The organism is Amycolatopsis sp. (assembly GCF_036008905.1).
GTDB lineage: Bacteria > Actinomycetota > Actinomycetes > Mycobacteriales > Pseudonocardiaceae > Amycolatopsis.
On the sequence record NZ_DASYMU010000142.1, the window covers coordinates 1 to 15,594 of the forward strand.

Annotated in this window: 13 protein-coding genes and 1 pseudogene; 9 read left to right on the forward strand and 5 right to left on the reverse strand. The window is 67.2% G+C overall.

Features of this window, described 5'->3' with window-relative positions; translation table 11 throughout:
* Window positions 1-266 precede the first annotated feature (266 nt).
* On the forward strand, window positions 267-413 hold the full coding sequence (locus VGP60_RS24480; RefSeq protein WP_327550418.1) for a hypothetical protein: 147 nt from the start codon (window positions 267-269) through the stop codon (window positions 411-413).
* A gap of 342 nt (window positions 414-755) precedes the next feature.
* On the opposite strand, the gene VGP60_RS24485 is transcribed toward VGP60_RS24480, so the two are convergent.
* A complete protein-coding gene (locus tag VGP60_RS24485) occupies window positions 756-1,502 on the reverse strand; it encodes an aminoglycoside phosphotransferase family protein (protein WP_327550419.1) in 747 nt (248 codons plus the stop codon).
* 938 nt (window positions 1,503-2,440) lie between these two features.
* Here VGP60_RS24485 and VGP60_RS24490 point away from each other — a divergent pair.
* Window positions 2,441-2,822, forward strand: a pseudogene (locus tag VGP60_RS24490) (VOC family protein).
* A gap of 179 nt (window positions 2,823-3,001) precedes the next feature.
* Here VGP60_RS24490 and VGP60_RS24495 read toward each other — a convergent pair.
* On the reverse strand, window positions 3,002-3,310 hold the full coding sequence (locus tag VGP60_RS24495) for a hypothetical protein (protein WP_327550420.1): 309 nt from the start codon (window positions 3,308-3,310) through the stop codon (window positions 3,002-3,004).
* 777 nt (window positions 3,311-4,087) lie between these two features.
* Window positions 4,088-4,405 carry a ferredoxin gene (gene fdxA / locus VGP60_RS24500; protein ID WP_327550421.1) on the reverse strand — a complete coding sequence of 106 codons (318 nt, stop codon included), beginning with the start codon at window positions 4,403-4,405 and terminating at the stop codon, window positions 4,088-4,090.
* A gap of 116 nt (window positions 4,406-4,521) precedes the next feature.
* On the opposite strand from fdxA, the gene VGP60_RS24505 reads away from it, so the two are divergent.
* Entirely contained in the window at window positions 4,522-5,610 is a 1,089-nt protein-coding gene (locus VGP60_RS24505) for an MBL fold metallo-hydrolase (RefSeq protein WP_327550422.1), read from the forward strand.
* 46 nt (window positions 5,611-5,656) lie between these two features.
* Complete coding sequence (locus tag VGP60_RS24510) at window positions 5,657-7,099, forward strand: aldehyde dehydrogenase (RefSeq protein ID WP_327550423.1); 1,443 nt, start codon at window positions 5,657-5,659, stop codon at window positions 7,097-7,099.
* Between the two features lie 115 nt (window positions 7,100-7,214).
* On the opposite strand, the gene VGP60_RS24515 is transcribed toward VGP60_RS24510, so the two are convergent.
* Window positions 7,215-8,324, reverse strand: a complete 1,110-nt coding sequence (locus VGP60_RS24515) for an NAD(P)-dependent alcohol dehydrogenase (RefSeq protein WP_327550424.1) — start codon at window positions 8,322-8,324, stop codon at window positions 7,215-7,217.
* A gap of 40 nt (window positions 8,325-8,364) precedes the next feature.
* The gene (locus VGP60_RS24520) at window positions 8,365-9,228 is read right to left on the reverse strand and encodes an IclR family transcriptional regulator (RefSeq protein ID WP_327550425.1); all 864 of its coding nucleotides are present in this window, start codon (window positions 9,226-9,228) and stop codon (window positions 8,365-8,367) included.
* A 372-nt stretch (window positions 9,229-9,600) separates the two neighbouring features.
* Between VGP60_RS24520 and VGP60_RS24525 the strand changes: the two genes are divergently transcribed.
* The 5 genes from VGP60_RS24525 to VGP60_RS24545 all read left to right on the forward strand — a co-directional run bounded on the left by VGP60_RS24525 (window position 9,601) and on the right by VGP60_RS24545 (window position 15,556).
* Window positions 9,601-11,181: an AMP-binding protein gene (locus tag VGP60_RS24525; RefSeq protein ID WP_327550473.1), complete on the forward strand. Its 1,581-nt coding sequence runs from the start codon at window positions 9,601-9,603 to the stop codon at window positions 11,179-11,181.
* A 160-nt stretch (window positions 11,182-11,341) separates the two neighbouring features.
* Window positions 11,342-12,550 (forward strand): cytochrome P450, encoded by a 1,209-nt coding sequence (locus VGP60_RS24530; RefSeq protein WP_327550426.1) that lies wholly within the window; start codon window positions 11,342-11,344, stop codon window positions 12,548-12,550.
* A gap of 37 nt (window positions 12,551-12,587) precedes the next feature.
* Window positions 12,588-13,007 carry an SCP2 sterol-binding domain-containing protein gene (locus VGP60_RS24535; protein WP_327550427.1) on the forward strand — a complete coding sequence of 140 codons (420 nt, stop codon included), beginning with the start codon at window positions 12,588-12,590 and terminating at the stop codon, window positions 13,005-13,007.
* Window positions 13,008-13,013: 6 nt separating this feature from the next.
* A complete protein-coding gene (locus tag VGP60_RS24540; RefSeq protein WP_327550428.1) occupies window positions 13,014-14,114 on the forward strand; it encodes a zinc-binding dehydrogenase in 1,101 nt (366 codons plus the stop codon).
* A complete protein-coding gene (locus tag VGP60_RS24545; protein ID WP_327550429.1) occupies window positions 14,114-15,556 on the forward strand; it encodes an aldehyde dehydrogenase family protein in 1,443 nt (480 codons plus the stop codon). The genes VGP60_RS24540 and VGP60_RS24545 overlap by 1 nt, the downstream gene beginning before the upstream one ends.
* Window positions 15,557-15,594: the final 38 nt, after the last annotated feature.

Genomic DNA, 15,594 nt, shown 5'->3' on the forward strand with positions numbered 1-15,594 from the left:
CGGCGCCCGCGCGGTCGGTCGCGGAGCGGGCGGGCAGCTGCGGATAGCGTGCGCGGAAAGCATGACGGTCGGCCTGCTGGCGCGCCCGTGCTGCGAGTCTGGAACCGTCGGCACCGGAGGTCCACTTGGTACTGACCGAACTGTCCAGTGCGGACGCCCCTCGCCGGGGAAGTGACCGCCGGGCGGGCGGATCTCGCGATCGGGCCGCGACCGTCCCGTCGGGACAGACACGCCGGCGTGCTCGGCCGGGAGGAGATCGTGGTGCGATGGCGCGCACCGATCCGCTCGCCGCCGAGGCCGAGGGGGTCACCTTCGCACTGATCGCCGGTGAGCCGGTGGTGCACTACCACCCGGACAACGGCCTCGGCGGCTGGCTGGACGACGTCGCCGCCCCCGCCTGGCCAGCAGCATAAGCGGCATGCCGTGCTGCCCCACGCAGGTCTCTGGCCGCGCCCATCGCATGGCCGCCCGCCGCGAGCCATGCGCGACGTGCCACACGTACTTGCCCAGTACCTCAGCCGACTCCTGAACACCGAGCGTCGCGCGCGGGGTACCCGACGCCGCAGCCGCGCGTTGACCTGCTATCGGCGAGCGGTGTTCGGGTTGCGCTGGTTTCGGGAGAACCGGGACGTGGCTGCGGCTTTGAGAGCGGGGCAATGCGTAGATCAGAGAGTGGCGGGTACATACCCGGCGCCCACTGCTGCTGCGTTCACTTGCGAAACAGGCCGAGTCGGGAGCCTGAGCGTTCAACTGCCCTAGGGTTCCTGCATCCGGGATCTGAGCACGTCGAATTCGCACCCCGGCGCGTCCGGATCGAAGCCGTGCTCGATCAGCCAGTGCGACGCCACCAGGCTGCGCAGTGACCACCAGGCGCGGATCACGTCCCGGTCCGCGCCGGCGCCGTAGCCGGCAAGCAGGTCGTCCAGGCGTTCCTCGTGCCCGAGCGTCAAGGTGGCGAGGTCGAACATGGCGTCGCCGGGGGCGGCCTCGGACCAGTCGATGACGCCGGTGACCTCGTCGCCGTCGACGAACACGTGGGTGATCTGCAGGTCGCCGTGGATGAACACCGGTTTCCACGGCCGGAGCGCGGCCTCGGCGATCTCGCGGTTGTGCCGGATCACCTCGGCGGGCAGAACGGCGTTGGCGAGCAGCCACGCGCACTCGCTGTCGAGCTCCGCCGCCACGTCGTCGAGCCTGGGCCCCGGCCACGGCGGCAACGGCGCATCGTGCAGCCTCCGTATGGCGGCACCCGCCGCGGCCCACGCCGCCGTCGACGCGGCCGACGGTTCGCCGAGGAGGCCGAGCGCCTTGCCGGGCACGGCGGCGATCGCGAGCACGGGCGGCTCGCGCCAGAGGATCGCCGGGGTCGGTATCGGCGCCATGGCCATCGCCCGCACCTCGGCGTCGGCGTGCGCCGGGTCGCCGTCGACCTTCAGGTACACGTCGCCGACGCGCAGCGTCGCGCGCTGGCTGTGGGCGACGACGACTTCAACCTCTTTCATACCGGCCATCCTGGCGAGGATGGCCGCCGATGTCGCCGGATTTTGCGGGTGGTGGGACGCCGCCGGTTCTGTTTGGCTTGGCGGGTGCGGACGGGGGTCTGGGGACATCGCCGCTTCGCGCTGTTCTGGACCGGGGACACGCTCAGCGCGCTGGGTAGTGCGCTCTCGGTGGCGGCGGTGCCAAAGCCGCGCAGACGCTCCCCTCCTCAATTTCGCCATTCCCATTGGTGAGTATGCCGCCAGATTCCCGCTGGTTGCCGCAATTTCCCTGCTCGGCCTGACCGCCGCGGCCGCGCTATTCGCCGGGCGCCTTGCTCACGACCGTCAACCGGTGGCCCGGCACACTGCGGCCACGGTCCTGCTGATTCTGGGCGTTCCAGGGAGGACGGTCATGGACATTATGAGATGGTCCACCGCGTCGATGAAGTCACAGTCGGTCGTTGTCCCAACGAGCTCCGCAGAAAGCGAAGCCGCTGGACGTACTCGTAGAGGCGTTGTGCACCAGTTGCGCAATTACGTCCCGGCGCGCTTGGAGGACCGTGGAGTTCTCCTTCTGTCGCAGGGGATACACGGTGGGGTCGCCGTCGAAACGCACGAGGAACTCGGCGCGTTTCGCGCTGTAGCTTGTCCTTTGGTAGTAGACGTCAGTCGTCATCGGTTCAGTCCTTGTGGTTGTGTGCGGGGCTCCTTTCTAGGCGCACAGGCAAAAGGGTGCGCTGCTAAACGGTATGCGTAAGCATCCATCTGTGCGCTGGAGGGTTCCCGCTAACGGCGACCTACGGCCCTCGCCTGGCGACCCGGCCAGGCGAGGGCCTGAAATCAATTCGACCCCGCTCGCCTCGCCCGGTATGGTCGCGAGCTTGTTCTCACTGCAGGGAGCCCATGAGATCCGCGTGCGGCCACCCCGGCAGTTCCCAAGCTGAGAGTAGGTTTCGTCAATGGCATGCCGTATCAGTGAGCTCGTGCTCAAGTGCCACGACCCCGAGGTGCTGGCGCGGTTCTGGTGCGAGGTCCTGGACTTCATTGAGCTCGATCGCGAAGAGGAGGGCTGCATCGAGATAGGTCCGCGCGAAGGGTTCGGCGGCCCGCAGCCGACGATCTTCCTCATCCGCAACGACGAGCCGAAGAACGGGCATGTCCGGCTGCACATCGACGTCAACCCCACCGACCGCGATCAGGACGCCGAGCTCGATCGCCTCCTGGCCGCCGGGGGCCAAACTCGTCGACATCGGTCAGCCCGCGGAGGCGTCCTGGCACGTCCTCGCCGATCCAGAAGGCAACGAGTTCTGCCTGCTCAAGCGCCGCCTCGCCCCACTCTGACGGCCCTTGCCCAAACGAATCGATGCAGTCGCCACCCCACAGCCGCCAACAAGATCTGGGAACCGCCATCAATAGCTGGGGGTCGCAGTCACCCGCTGACGGCTCAACTGAAGCCTGCAGCTGACATCGACCCGCGCTGGCCCCAAAAATTGTACTCGGTGATGCTGTGGCCGGTGATGCTATGGGCTGGGGTTGAATCGGCCGTGGTCGACCCTGGTGATGATCTTGTCAGCGTATGCCGCAAGACGGTCGCGCACCGCGACGTAGTGGCCGGAGGAATTGGCGTTGATGAGTTTCCATCGGGTATTCACGTAGTGCGGCAGTGCGCCGCCCGGACGTGGTTGCGCAGCGTTGGGGCGTTGCTCGGTCGGGAGCAGGCCGTAGGCCGGGACGCGCGTGGTGACCTCGGCCAGGACCACGGCGGTGTAGTCCTGCAGGTTCGTCATCACCTCCGTGGCCGCGATCTTCGCGTCCGACGACGTGAGCACCCACCTCGGCACCGGCGGTGCCAGGGTGGATCCCCGACGAACTCCAACCCGGCACCCGCAAGCCAGATCGTTTTGCAGATCGGGGGCGAGCGTGGCGGTATGCTCTGGTGCTCTTCTCGTTCGTCACCGCGGTTCTTGCCCTGGTTTCCGTATCGCGGGCCGTCGGCGTGCAAGTGCGCGACCGGGCTCGCTGATGGGATGAAAAGTCGCACGCAGGAGATGATGGCGCTCTGTGAAATTCCTCAGTGCCATCCAAGGCGATTGGGGGGCGTCCTTCGTCGCGAGTGCACTGACGTTGGGCCGAAGAACTCGACGTTCTGTATCTCCCCGCAATTCCTGTGAAAGAAATTTCGTCATTATAGTATTCTCAAGTGGTCGAGGCGCTACTGATCATGGCTTGGATTGATTTCCCCCTCAGAGGCAGGCATTAGAGTGGGCATCACGTCGTTTCTTGTGCGTCATACATGGTCACTCTCACGTAGGAGTAGCCCAGGATCGCGAACGCCCGGACACCCATCCGCAACGGCACCAACGAGTTTACCGATCTATCCTCAGCTGCATAAACATGGCTATTATCGCCGACGAGCTTGTTTCGCTCGTCACCCAGTACTTCTCACCGCGACGCCCCGTCACCCGCAACGCACTGACCAGGCGACAGGGTGAATTGATCAGAACCCGGTCAGATCAGTGACGCGCACAGCCGCCTGATTTTGGTCAAGTTGGGAGCGTCCATCCAGCCCTGATGGTGTCAACGGCCTTTCACGGATTTGGCGGGAGTCAGCCGGTGGGCGGCAGTGCGGCCACCATTGGGGTGTCGCTGCCGACCTTGCCGAGGTTCTCGCTGCCGCCCGGCGAGCCGAGTTCGGTGAAGAAGTCCTTGCCCGACTCAGCGAAGGCGGACCACTTCGACGGAAGGTCCTCGTCGTAGAAGATCGCTTCCTGTGGGCAGGCCGATTCGCAGGCGCCGCAGTCGATGCACTCGTCGGGGTGGATATACATCATCCGTTCGCCCTCGTAGATGCAGTCCACAGGGCATTCTTCGATGCACGCCTTGTCGAGGATGTCGATGCACGGTTCGGCAATGATGTAGCTCACGGGGGCTCCTTCCGGCTTCGGGTTGCAGGTGTTCCCCGCATCGTCGCGATCCGGGACCACGTCTCACAGCCGCGATGCCGTTGGGTGGAACCGGACCTGCGCGGTCACCGTCCGCCGTGGTCGACTCGCACGAGCGAGACGTCGACGAAAGCGAGGGACTTGTGCACCTGACGACGCGCGGGCAGCCGGAAGAGTGGACGGAGCCGGGCGCTCACCTGGTGGTGCCGGGTATCCATCGAATCCCACTGCCGATACCGGACGAAGGCCTGCGCGCGGTCAATGTTTATGTCGTCGAAGGGGACGACGGGCTCTCGATGGTCGACGGCGGTTGGGTGGGACCGGCGGGACAGCGCGCGCTCATTGACGGACTGCGGCAGCTTTCCCATACACCGGCGGATATCCGGCAGATCTTCGTCACCCACGCGCACTACGATCACTACTCGCTGGCGCTGTCCCTGCGAGAGCAGTTCGGCTGCCGCGTGCTGCTCGGCAGCGAGGAGCGTCATACCGTCGTCGCCGGGCTGCACCCGGAAACGTCTGTGGTGCAAGGACCGTTGCTCCATCGCTGCGGAGCGCCTGAACTCGCCGGCCCCTTCGTCGACCTGCTTCGTCAGCAGGAACTGCCCGCGGACGTCCTGCGCTGGTCGGAGCCGGACGACTGGCTCGTCCACGGCCAGCGGATCGAGATCGGCCGCCATACCTTGGAGGTGATCGGGACACCTGGGCACACTCGCGGCCACGTGGTGCTGCACGCGGCGGAAAGCGGTCTCCTGTTCTCCGGTGATCACATCCTGCCGAGAATCACGCCGTCGATCGGGTTCGAACGAGTGCCCGAGCCCTTGCCCGTGCGTAGTTTTCTCCGCTCGCTTCAGTTGATCCGGGACCTTCCCGACGCGGCGGTGCTGCCCGCTCACGGTCCGATCACTGCCAGCGCGCACGCCCGTGCCGACGAGTTGCTGGCTCATCACCGGGACAGGCTGGCCGACTCCCTGGCAGGCGTCGACAATGACGCGGACACCGCCTACGCCGTCGCCGTGAAACTTCCGTGGACGCGCCGGAACCGTTCGCTCGACGAACTCGAGCCAGTCCACAAAGGACTTGCTGTGATCGAGGTCGGAGCTCATCTCGACCTGCTCGCCGACCGCGGCCGGCTCACGTTCTCCGACGATTCCCGCGGTATCCGACGCTACGCGCGGACTCGCTGAACCCCGGCCGATTCACAGGGTCACCAAGGCCCGGACAGGAGTGGACATGTTGGTGGAGCACGTTTCGCTGTTCCTTGGCGGTGAGTGGTGTCGCCCCGCGAACCGCCGCCGTATCCCGGTGGTGTCACCGATGACGGAGGACGTCATCGGCTCGGTGCCCGAAGCGAGCCCTCGCGACGTCGACGCCGCGGTCGCCGCCGCACGGTCGGCCTTCGACGACCCGCAAGGCTGGAGTTCTTGGGATCCCGCGCGCCGGGCGGACGCGCTGGAGCTGCTGGCGTCGGCGCTGGAAAGCCGCGCGAAACCGATGGTGGACGCGGTAAGCAGCCAGAACGGCATGCCGGTGACCATCGGCAGGCGCAGCGAAGCGGCCATTCCGGCGACGCTGCTGCGCTACTACGCCGCCATGATTCTGCGAGACCCGGTCGAAAAGGAGCGAGAATCCCTCGCGGGCGGCAGCACGCTGGTCCGCCGGGAGCCGATCGGCGTCGTGGCCGCGATCGTCCCGTGGAACTATCCGCAATCGCTGACGTTCTTCAAGCTGGCGCCGGCCTTGGCCGCGGGCTGTTCGGTGGTCATCAAGCCTGCGCCGGAGACGGTGCTCGACGCCTACCTGCTGGCCGACGCGGTCATCGAAGCCGGTTTGCCGCCGGGAGTAGTCAACATCGTGCCGGGCAGGCGTGACATCGGCGCTTACCTGGTCGAGCATCCCGGCGTCGACAAGGTGGCCTTCACCGGGTCGACGGGTGCGGGACGCCGGATCGCCGAGGTGTGTGGCCGTTTGCTCCGCCCGGTCACCCTCGAACTCGGTGGCAAGTCCGCCGCGATCGTGCTCGATGACGCCGAGCTCACCGCACACACCGCTCAACTGTTCGGCGCCTGCTTGGTGAACAACGGCCAGACCTGCTATATCAGCACCCGGATCCTCGCCCCTCGCTCGCGCTACGACGAGGTGGTCGACAGCGTCGCGGGCCTGGCGCGGTCGCTCGTGGTGGGCGACCCACTGGAAAAGAGCACTCAGATCGGCCCGGTCGTGAGCCGGGCACAGCGGGACCGGATCGAGGACGCCATCGACGGCGCACTGGCGCAGGGAGCCCGGCTCGTGGCGGGAGGGAAGCGGCCTGCCGGCCTCGACCGCGGCTGGTTCGTCGAGCCGACGGTCTTCGCCGACGTCGACAACTCCTCGGTGCTCGCCCAGGAGGAGATCTTCGGGCCGGTGCTGGCGGTGATCCCGTATGAGGACGTCGACGACGCGGTGCGGATCGCGAACGATTCCCCATACGGGCTGGGGGGAACTGTCTGGTCCGCCGACGCCGAGCGCGCTCTCGGCGTGGCGCGTCGGGTGCAGAGCGGCAGCGTGGGGATCAACGGTTACCTGATCGACCCGGCTTCGCCGTTCGGTGGTGTCAAGGCCAGCGGGCTCGGCCGTGAGCTTGGTCCGGAGGGTTTGGCCGCATACCAGCAGACCAAGTCGATCTACCTGCGCTGAATGGCGACGCCCAGTGGCTGGAGTCGCCGGCTGTGGGACGCCACGTGGTCCCAATGGAATGCTTGGCAGGCAAAGGTTTCATGACCGCGGCCGCGACCGGGCCGAGAATGTCTGCTCAGTCGTTCGGGATGAGCACCGGCTTGATCGCGCCGCCGGTCTTGCTGTCGCGCTCCGCCTCGTTGATCGCGTCGAGCGGGTAGGTCGTGATGAGGCGGTCGAAGGGGAAGTCGCCGTCCTGCCAGTGCCGGACGAGCCGGGGGATCCAAACGTGGGGATCGGCGTCGCCGAACAGAAGGCCTCGGATCGTCCGCCCGGCGGCCAGCGCGGCCGCGGGAAGCTGAAGCGGGCCACGGGGCGCGCCGACCAGTCCGCAGACACCGGTCGACGTGAGAGCCTCGACGGTATCGCCGATCACCTCGGGGAGCCCGGTGGTGTCGAAGCAGTAGTCGAAGCCCCCGGGGACCAGCTCGCGGAGCTGCGAGGTGAGCGACGCTTCTTCTCTTGGTTGGACCTGGTGTTCGGCACCCAATTCGGCGGCCAGGTCCAGCCGGTCCTTGTGCAGGTCGACAGCAGTGATGTGCCGGGCGCCGGCCAGCCGTGCGGCCATGATCGCGGACAGGCCGACGGAGCCGGTGCCGACCACGACGACGGTCGAGCCCGCCTGGACGTCGAGTCCTTTGAGGATCGACGCCGCGCCGGTGAGCACGCCGCAGCCCAGCGGCGCCAGAGTCGCCAGTGGGAGAGCGGGATCAACGCGGACAAGGGACGCCACGGCGATGATCGACCGGGTGGCGAACGAGGATTGGCCGAACCATCGGCTTGAAACCGGCTGTCCGCCAGCGTCTTGGGCCAGTGGGCGGCCTGCTGGTGCGCCACTGAAGTTGAGTGGCCAAAACTGGTCACAGTAAGGCGGCCGTCCCGCGAGGCAGTTGCGGCATTGTCCACAGGCGGCGAAGGACGCCACGACGTGATCACCGGGCACGATGTCGCCGGCGTCTTGGCCGACTTCCTCCACCACGCCCGCCGATTCGTGTCCCAGCACGATCGGGGGCCTCCCCCAGCGGCCGCCTGTTCGCGGCAGGAGGTCGGTGTGGCACACGCCTGCCCCGGCAATGCGGACGAGTGCCTCGCCGGGACCCGGCCGGGGCAAGGTCAACGTCTCGAGCGTGAACGGTGCGGCGGGGGCGCGAAGCACCGCGGCGCGCACAGTGGTCGGCTGGTTCATCGAGCGATCTCCTGCTGGCGCGAGTCGGTCAGGGAGAAAACTAGGAGCTCAGCCGCTGGGCGCGCTCCAGTTGGGCGCCTAGGCGGCGGGCGGCGTCACGGACGAAGAGCATCCGCTGCGAGCTGTAGGCCGCTCCGTTCATGCTGCTGGCCGAGATCGCCGCGATTACCCGGCCGCGCACCATGATCGGTGCCGCGACGCAGGAAAGTCCTGCGCGGAACTCTTCTCGGTCTACCGCGAAGCCGGTCTTCCGGACTACGGCGAGCTTCTCGAGCAGCTCCTGCGGGCTGCGCGCGGAGTTCCCGGTCAGCCGGGCGATCGGGCCGCGCACCACGGCCTCGATCGACGGCCCCGACGAAAAAGCGAGCTGCGCCTTGCCCAGCGCAGTGCACATGGCAGGTACGGTCAGGCCGACCCGGGTCGGGATCCTGCTGCCGCCGGGGGCGGTGATCTTCTCTAGGTAGAGCACGTCGGATCCGGCCAGTACGGCCAGATGGACCGTCGTCCGGACCTCGTCGTAAAGCCGTTCCAGTACACCGAGGCTCGCGTTGCGGAGCTCGTTATGGCTGGAGACGTTGGCCTGCTTGCCAAGTTCGCGAACGCGCGGTCCCAGGCAGTAGAGGGAATCCTTGCGCCCGACGAAGCCAAGCCCCTCCATCATTTTGAGGATCCGGCAGGCCGTGCTCTTCGGCATGCCGGTGCGGGCCGCGAGCGCGGACAGCGGTTCCGCGGCGCGCCCGGATCCCAGCGCGTCCAGCAGGCTGAGTGCCTTGCCGACCGCTGTCGATCCGTTGGCGGCACGTTCGACTTGCTCTTCGAGCTTCGCCAAGGTGCCTGCCATGTCCGTGCCCAGTTCGTCGACCGCTGGAGCAAGGCCGTCGCTCGGCCAGTCCGTCGTCGTCATCAGATCCTCCTGCTGGGCGTCGTTGACCTCAGGACGGCCGACGCTAGCTTTTGTGCATGAACAATGCAACAGGCGGGTAATGATCTTGAAACCCATCGTTAGAGTAATTGCAGGTCAGCTCGATTAAGGTGCTCTGTAACCGAGGTAATGATTGAAGATTATTAGCCCAGATGGAGCAGTGAGATCGCAATGGGCACTCGGCTTGGTCTCCACTCCGAAGGGAGCTGGTTTTGTCGGATGGAACGACCTGTTGTGTTCGGGGGAGTGATCTCGCAGACTCGGCTTCCCGACACCGCCGGTCGGTGGTCGCGCAGCCGTCGCTGCCCTGCCCGGCCGCTCGACACTGCTGCGTCTGTGGAGGTCAAAGTGGACATGCCCGACAGGGAAGAGGTCGTCACGCCGTACCTGCTGGAGCGCAACGCGGTGGAGCGCCCGGATGGCAGGGCCGCGACGTTCGAGGACGGCACGGCGTGGACATTCAGTGACATGCTGTCCGCCGCGCGCCGGTCCGCCAACGCCCTCCACGACGAGGGGGTCCGTCAGGGCGACCTGGTGGCGGTGTTGCTGCCCAACGGGCCGGACTTCCTTGCGGCGTGGCTCGGGATCATGTCACTGGGCGCGGCGATCGTGCCGGTGAACCTCGCGTTCAAAGGCGTGATGCTGGAGCACCTGCTGCGGACAACGCAGCCCGTCAAGGTCGTCACCAGCGGCCCGCTGGCCCGCAACGTCGCCGAGGTCGGCGGGGCGTCCATCCTCGACGTCGCGGTACTGGCGACCGGTAGGGACGAAGCGCCGCCCCGCGAGCGTGACATCGAGCTGTGGGACACGCACCACGTCATGCTCACCGGGGGCACGACCGGCCCGTCCAAGGCCGCCCGTTGCTCTCACCTGCACTTCCACAACTTGGGTCTCTACGGAACGGTCGACCGCAACCTCGGCGAGGACGACGTGTTCCTCATCGACCTCCCCCTGTTCCACACCGCGGCGCTCGGCATGATCGGCGGCTGCCTGGTGACGCGAACGCCGATCAGCGTGCGGTCGGCGCCCAACCTGCGAAACTACTGGGCCACGATGAAGGAGACCGACGCGACCATCGCGGTCATCCTCAGCTCGATGGTCGGCTTCCTGATGTCGCAGGAACCGAGCGCGGCCGATCGGGACCACCGGTTGCGCTTCCTCATCTCCATACCGATCAGCGCGGATTCGGACGCTTTCATGGAGCGGTTCGGCATCCCCGAGCTCGTGGCCGCTTACGGCGGCACCGAGGTGTCCACAGCCATGACCTCGCCGTTGGGCGTACCGGTGAAGCCGCAGACCTGCGGCCAGCTGCGTAGCGGTTACGAGGTGCGGATCGTCGACGAGAACGACATCCCGGTCGAGCAGGGGCACGCGGGCGAGCTGATCATCCGTCACGAGATCCCGTGGGCGCTGTGCACCGAGTACGTCGGTGATCCCGAGGGCACGGCGCGGGTGTGGCGCAACGGGTGGTTCCACACCGGCGATCTGTTCCGTCAGGACGAGGCGGGCGACTTCTACTTCGTCGACCGGGCGAAGGACGCGATCCGCCGGCGAGGGGAGAACGTGTCCTGTTTCGAGGTCGAGCGGGCCGTGCTGACGTTCCCCGGCGTCGGCGAAGCGGCGTGTGTCGCGGTGCCGTCCCACACGGGCATCGACGACGAACTGAAAGCCTGGATCGTGCGGCGCGACGGAGCCGAGATCGACCTCGGCGAGCTCGTACGCCACCTCGTCGACGTCCTGCCGCACTTCATGGTCCCGCGCTACTTCGAGTTCATCGACAAGCTCCCGAAGAACCCGTCTATGAAGGTGCAGAAGTTCCTCCTGCGCGAGCGGGGCAACTCGGAGCGAACGTGGGACGCCGAGGCCGATGGGCGGATGCGTGTCACGTCGAGGGGCCTGCGGACGCTGGAGCCCGCCCTCAGCACCGACGAGTGACCGCGGTCATATCCGGTTTCGGCCCGTGGAACAGCGGGCCCGGTGACCCCCCGCGCTCTGCCAGCCTGACCGGATCGGGTCGGCTGAAGGCCCTTCGCGGTGGTGGCTGACCGAGGCCGACGCACGCCCGGATGAGCATGAGTCAACATTTGGAGGTCCAATGCCAGTGGAGCCGCTTGCTTCCTCGTCGGCGGAGATCGATTTCGATCACACCGATCGCGAGTTCATGCAGAACCCGTACGAGATGTTCCAGACCCTGCGGGAGCAGTGCCCGGTTGCCCGTTCGACGAAGTTCGACGGCTTCTGGGTACTCAGCCGGTACGACGATCTCATTGCCGCGGCCCGCGATCCGCAGACCTTCTCCAGTGCCGCTGGGGTGACCATCCCGGACTTCGGCTCGCCGGTGCCGATGGTGCCGATCGAGGCCGACCCGCCCATGCACATGGCGTTCCGGAAACTGCTGCAGCGGGAGTTCACCAGGTCTCGGATGGCCGCCTTCGAGGAGGCTATCGCAGCCCTCACCGACGAGCTCATCGACAAGTTCGTCGAAAAGGGCTCCGTTGACCTGGCTGTCGAGCTGTGTTCTCCGCTGCCGTCGATCGTCATCGCCCAGCTGCTGGGGTTCCCCTCCGACGACTGGAACTTCTTCCGCGGCTACACCGAACAGCTGCTCGAGACGGCCAAGTCGGGTGACCTCGAAGCCAACATCGGCGCCGCGCTGGAGTTCTGCACCTACCTGGCGAACGCGCTCGACGACCGGCGCCGTGAGCCGCGCGACGACATGCTCACCCGCGTCGTCGAGGCGGAGATCGGTGAGCGGCCGATCACCGAAGACGAGGCCCTTGGGCTGACCCTGCTGACCGTGGTCGCGGGTCACGAGACGACCGTCGGCGGGATCAGCTCGATGCTGCTGCACGTGGCGCGCACTCCCGGGCTCAAGGAACGGCTCATCGCCGACCCCGCGCTCATCCCGAAGGCTGTCGAAGAGGCGCTGCGGGTCGAAGCGCCGATCCAGGGCATCGCCCGCACGCTCACGAAGGACGTCTGCCTGCACGGGCAGCAGATGCGTGAGGGCGACAAGGTCTGGCTGCTGTGGGCCGCCGGGAACCGGGATCCCGGCCAGTTCCCGGAACCGGAGTCCTTCGACGTGGACCGCAAGTCCAACCGGCACCTCGGTTTCGGCGATGGCATCCACCGCTGCGTCGGCGCTCCACTCGCCCAGCTCGAGATGCGCATCGTCATGGAAAAGATCCTCGCGCGCATGCCGGACTACCACGTCGAAGACGGGGGAGAGGTCGTCTTCAGTGGCGGCCAGAACCGCATGGTGGCCAGCCTGCCCGTCGTCTGGGACCCCGCGCGGGCCTCCTGAACAACTTCAGAAACCCGTTTCTACCAAGGAGAACACGATGCCCGTCTTCACTGACACCGCCGAAGCGAACGCCTACATCGGCAAGATGTTCGAGAGCGTGGTCGGCCAGCCCGAGTTCGTCAAAGCCACCGAAGGCTCAGGGCTGGTCGTCCGGCTCAACTACACCGGCCCGGACACCGTGCTGCTGATCGACTTCCCCGGCCAGAGCGTCAGCTACGGCGAAGAGGCGGCCAGTGCCACCAATGCCACCGTCGACCTCTACATGACCTGCGACGACGCCCACTCCTTCTGGCTGGGCAAACTCAACTTCCCCGTCGCCATGGCCCGCAAGAAGGTCAAGATGGAGGGCTCGACGGCCAAGGCGCTCAAGCTGCTCCCGCTGACCAAGCCGCTGTTCGCCGCCTACGAGAAGCTTTTGCTGGACAACGGCCGGACCGACCTGATCGAGAAGGGCTGATCGGCTGTGCGTGCCGCGGTACTGCGGGAGATCGGGTCGGTCGCGATCGAGGAGATCGACCGCCCGGTTCCGAAGATGGGCGAGGTGCTGGTCAAGCTGGCCGCGACCGGCATCTGCCACACCGACAAAAGCATGGTGAGCGGCGGAATACCGGCGGCTGTGCCGCTCGTTCTCGGTCACGAAGGCGCCGGCGTCGTGGAAGCGGTGGGTCCCGGCGTCGACTCTGTCGGCGTCGGGGACCACGTCGTGCTGAGCATCGTGGTGTCCTGCGGGGCTTGTTACCAATGCGGGCTCGGGAACTTGTCGATCTGCGAGGTCGGGTCGCTCATGTCTCCGGGTGGTCTCATGCTCGACGGGACGACCCGCCTGACCAAGGGCGACGAGGAGCTCTTCTCGCTGCTCGGACAGTCCTCCCTGGCCGAATACGCCGTCGTGTCCGCCCGGTCGGCCGTCCCGATCCGCAAGGACATCCCCATGACCGTCGCGTCTCTGCTCGCCTGTGGGGCGGGCACCGGATACGGGGCCGCGGTCCGCCGCGCACCGGTGTCCCTTGGTTCGAGCGTGGTCGTCGTCGGCTGTGGCGGGGTGGGCCTCGCCGCGATCATGGGGGCCAGGGTCCGCGGCGCGACCACGATCGTCGCCGTCGACCCCAACCCGGTCGCGCGTGAACTGGCCCAGAAAGTCGGTGCCACGCACGCGTTCGATCCCACCAAGGACCGGGTGCTCCGTGAGGTGAACACGCTGACGAAGCGCGGTGCTGACTTCGGGTTCGACGCGGTCGGCACGAAGGGCACCGTCGAGTTGGCGTTCCAGTGTGTCCGGCCCGGCGGCGACGTGGTGGCGATCGGTATCGAGGACGCCACCAACGAGGTCGAGATCGACCTGTACAGCCTGCTGATGCAGAAGCGGGTCACTGGCACGTTCGCCGGTTCGCTCATCCCGCAGATCGACATTCCGGCCGCGCTCGAGCTGTTCGTGGACGGGCGGTTGCCGCTCGACGCGCTCGTGTCCGAGACCTATCGGCTCGAGGACGTCCCCCGGCTGCTCGACCCTGAGTTCACCTTGCCGCCCGGCCGAGCCGTGGTGTCCTTCGAAGGAGTTGCGTGATGACTGAGGTATACGGCCGTTGCCTGATCGACGGTGAACTGGTCGAAGGAACCCGCCGCGGCGAGATCCGCAATCCCGCCGACACCGACGAGGTCGTCGGGACCTACCCACTGTTGGAGACGGCCGACGTCGACCGCGCCGTCGAGGCCGCCCGCCGCGCGCAGGTGAGCTGGGCGGATGTCTCGGCTGCCGAGCGGGCGAAGGTGGTGCTGGAGAGCGCGGAGAAGGTCAACGCGCTCAAAGGGCTCGACGAGACCCTCATCCGCGAACAGGGCAAGGTCGGCTGGGAAGCGTCGTTCGAGCTCGGCTACTACGAGGCCTTGGCCGACGCCTACGCGGGCATGGCCGGCGGCCTCGACAACGGCGAAACCGTATTGTCGGACGCTCTCGGCGACACGGTCTGCTTCCGCCGCCCGGTCGGCGTGGTCGCGGCCGTCACCCCGTGGAACTACCCGCTCGGGTTGATGGCGATGAAGGTCGTCCCAGCGCTCATCGCGGGCTGCGCTGTGGTGGTGAAGCCGTCTCCGGTCACCCCACTGTCCACATTGGAGTCACTGGCCGCGCTGGCCGACCACTTCCCGCGCGGGATCGTGTCCGTGGTGACCGGTGACGACCGGCAGGTGTCGGCGCCGCTGCTCGCGCACCCGCTGGTCAGGAAGATCACGCTGACCGGTTCCACACCGACCGGCCGGATCGCGGTCGCGGCCTCTGCGGCGTCGCTGAAGAACGTGACGCTCGAGCTCGGCGGTAACGACGCCGCGCTGATCCTCGACGACGCCGTGATCGACGACGACCTGTGCGGTTCGCTCGTCACCGGCGCCTTCACCACGTCGGGGCAGGTCTGCGTCGCGATCAAGCGGGTCTACGCACCCCGGCACCGGGTCGCCGAGCTGGCCGAAGGACTGGCGGCGGCGCTTGCCGGCACTGTCGTCGGCAACGGGCTCGACCCGGAGTCCACGATGGGGCCGCTCACGACCGAACGGCAGCGGAAGATCGTCACCGCGTTGGTCAGCGGCGCGGAGTCAGCCGGGGCCACAGTGCGTTTCTGCGGCGAGCTGGGCGCGGCGACCGAACGCGGCTACTTCCTGCGGCCGGCGATCGTGACCGGCACGCCGGAGGACCATCCGCTGGTGCAGGACGAGCAGTTCGGGCCTGCGCTGCCCGTCCAGCCGTACGACGACGAGGACCACGCGATCGCGATGATCAACGCCTCCGAGTACGGCTTGACTTCGTCGGTCTGGAGCGCCGACGTGGCGCGCGCAACGAAGGTCGCGAAACGCGTCGAAGCCGGCACAGTGCACGTCAACAGCCACGGTCTGTTCTCGATGGACCCCCGGGTGTGCTTCGGCGGGGTCAAGCAGAGCGGGCTGGGCCGGGAGATGGGGCTCGAAGGCTTGCACGCCTTCACGGAACCCCGGATCGTCAACACCCGCACGGTTTGACCAGCTCATGAAAGGTGGCCCCGGCGGATCATCCGCCG

Coding starts and splice junctions, on each gene's coding strand:
- VGP60_RS24480 (WP_327550418.1), top strand. CDS start 267: ATGGCGCGCACCGATCCGCTCGCCGCCGAGGCCGAGGGGGTCACCTTC.
- VGP60_RS24485 (WP_327550419.1), bottom strand. CDS start 1,502: ATGAAAGAGGTTGAAGTCGTCGTCGCCCACAGCCAGCGCGCGACGCTG.
- VGP60_RS24510 (WP_327550423.1), top strand. CDS start 5,657: ATGTTGGTGGAGCACGTTTCGCTGTTCCTTGGCGGTGAGTGGTGTCGC.
- VGP60_RS24515 (WP_327550424.1), bottom strand. CDS start 8,324: ATGAACCAGCCGACCACTGTGCGCGCCGCGGTGCTTCGCGCCCCCGCC.
- VGP60_RS24520 (WP_327550425.1), bottom strand. CDS start 9,228: ATGACGACGACGGACTGGCCGAGCGACGGCCTTGCTCCAGCGGTCGAC.
- VGP60_RS24525 (WP_327550473.1), top strand. CDS start 9,601: ATGCCCGACAGGGAAGAGGTCGTCACGCCGTACCTGCTGGAGCGCAAC.
- VGP60_RS24530 (WP_327550426.1), top strand. CDS start 11,342: ATGCCAGTGGAGCCGCTTGCTTCCTCGTCGGCGGAGATCGATTTCGAT.
- VGP60_RS24535 (WP_327550427.1), top strand. CDS start 12,588: ATGCCCGTCTTCACTGACACCGCCGAAGCGAACGCCTACATCGGCAAG.
- VGP60_RS24545 (WP_327550429.1), top strand. CDS start 14,114: ATGACTGAGGTATACGGCCGTTGCCTGATCGACGGTGAACTGGTCGAA.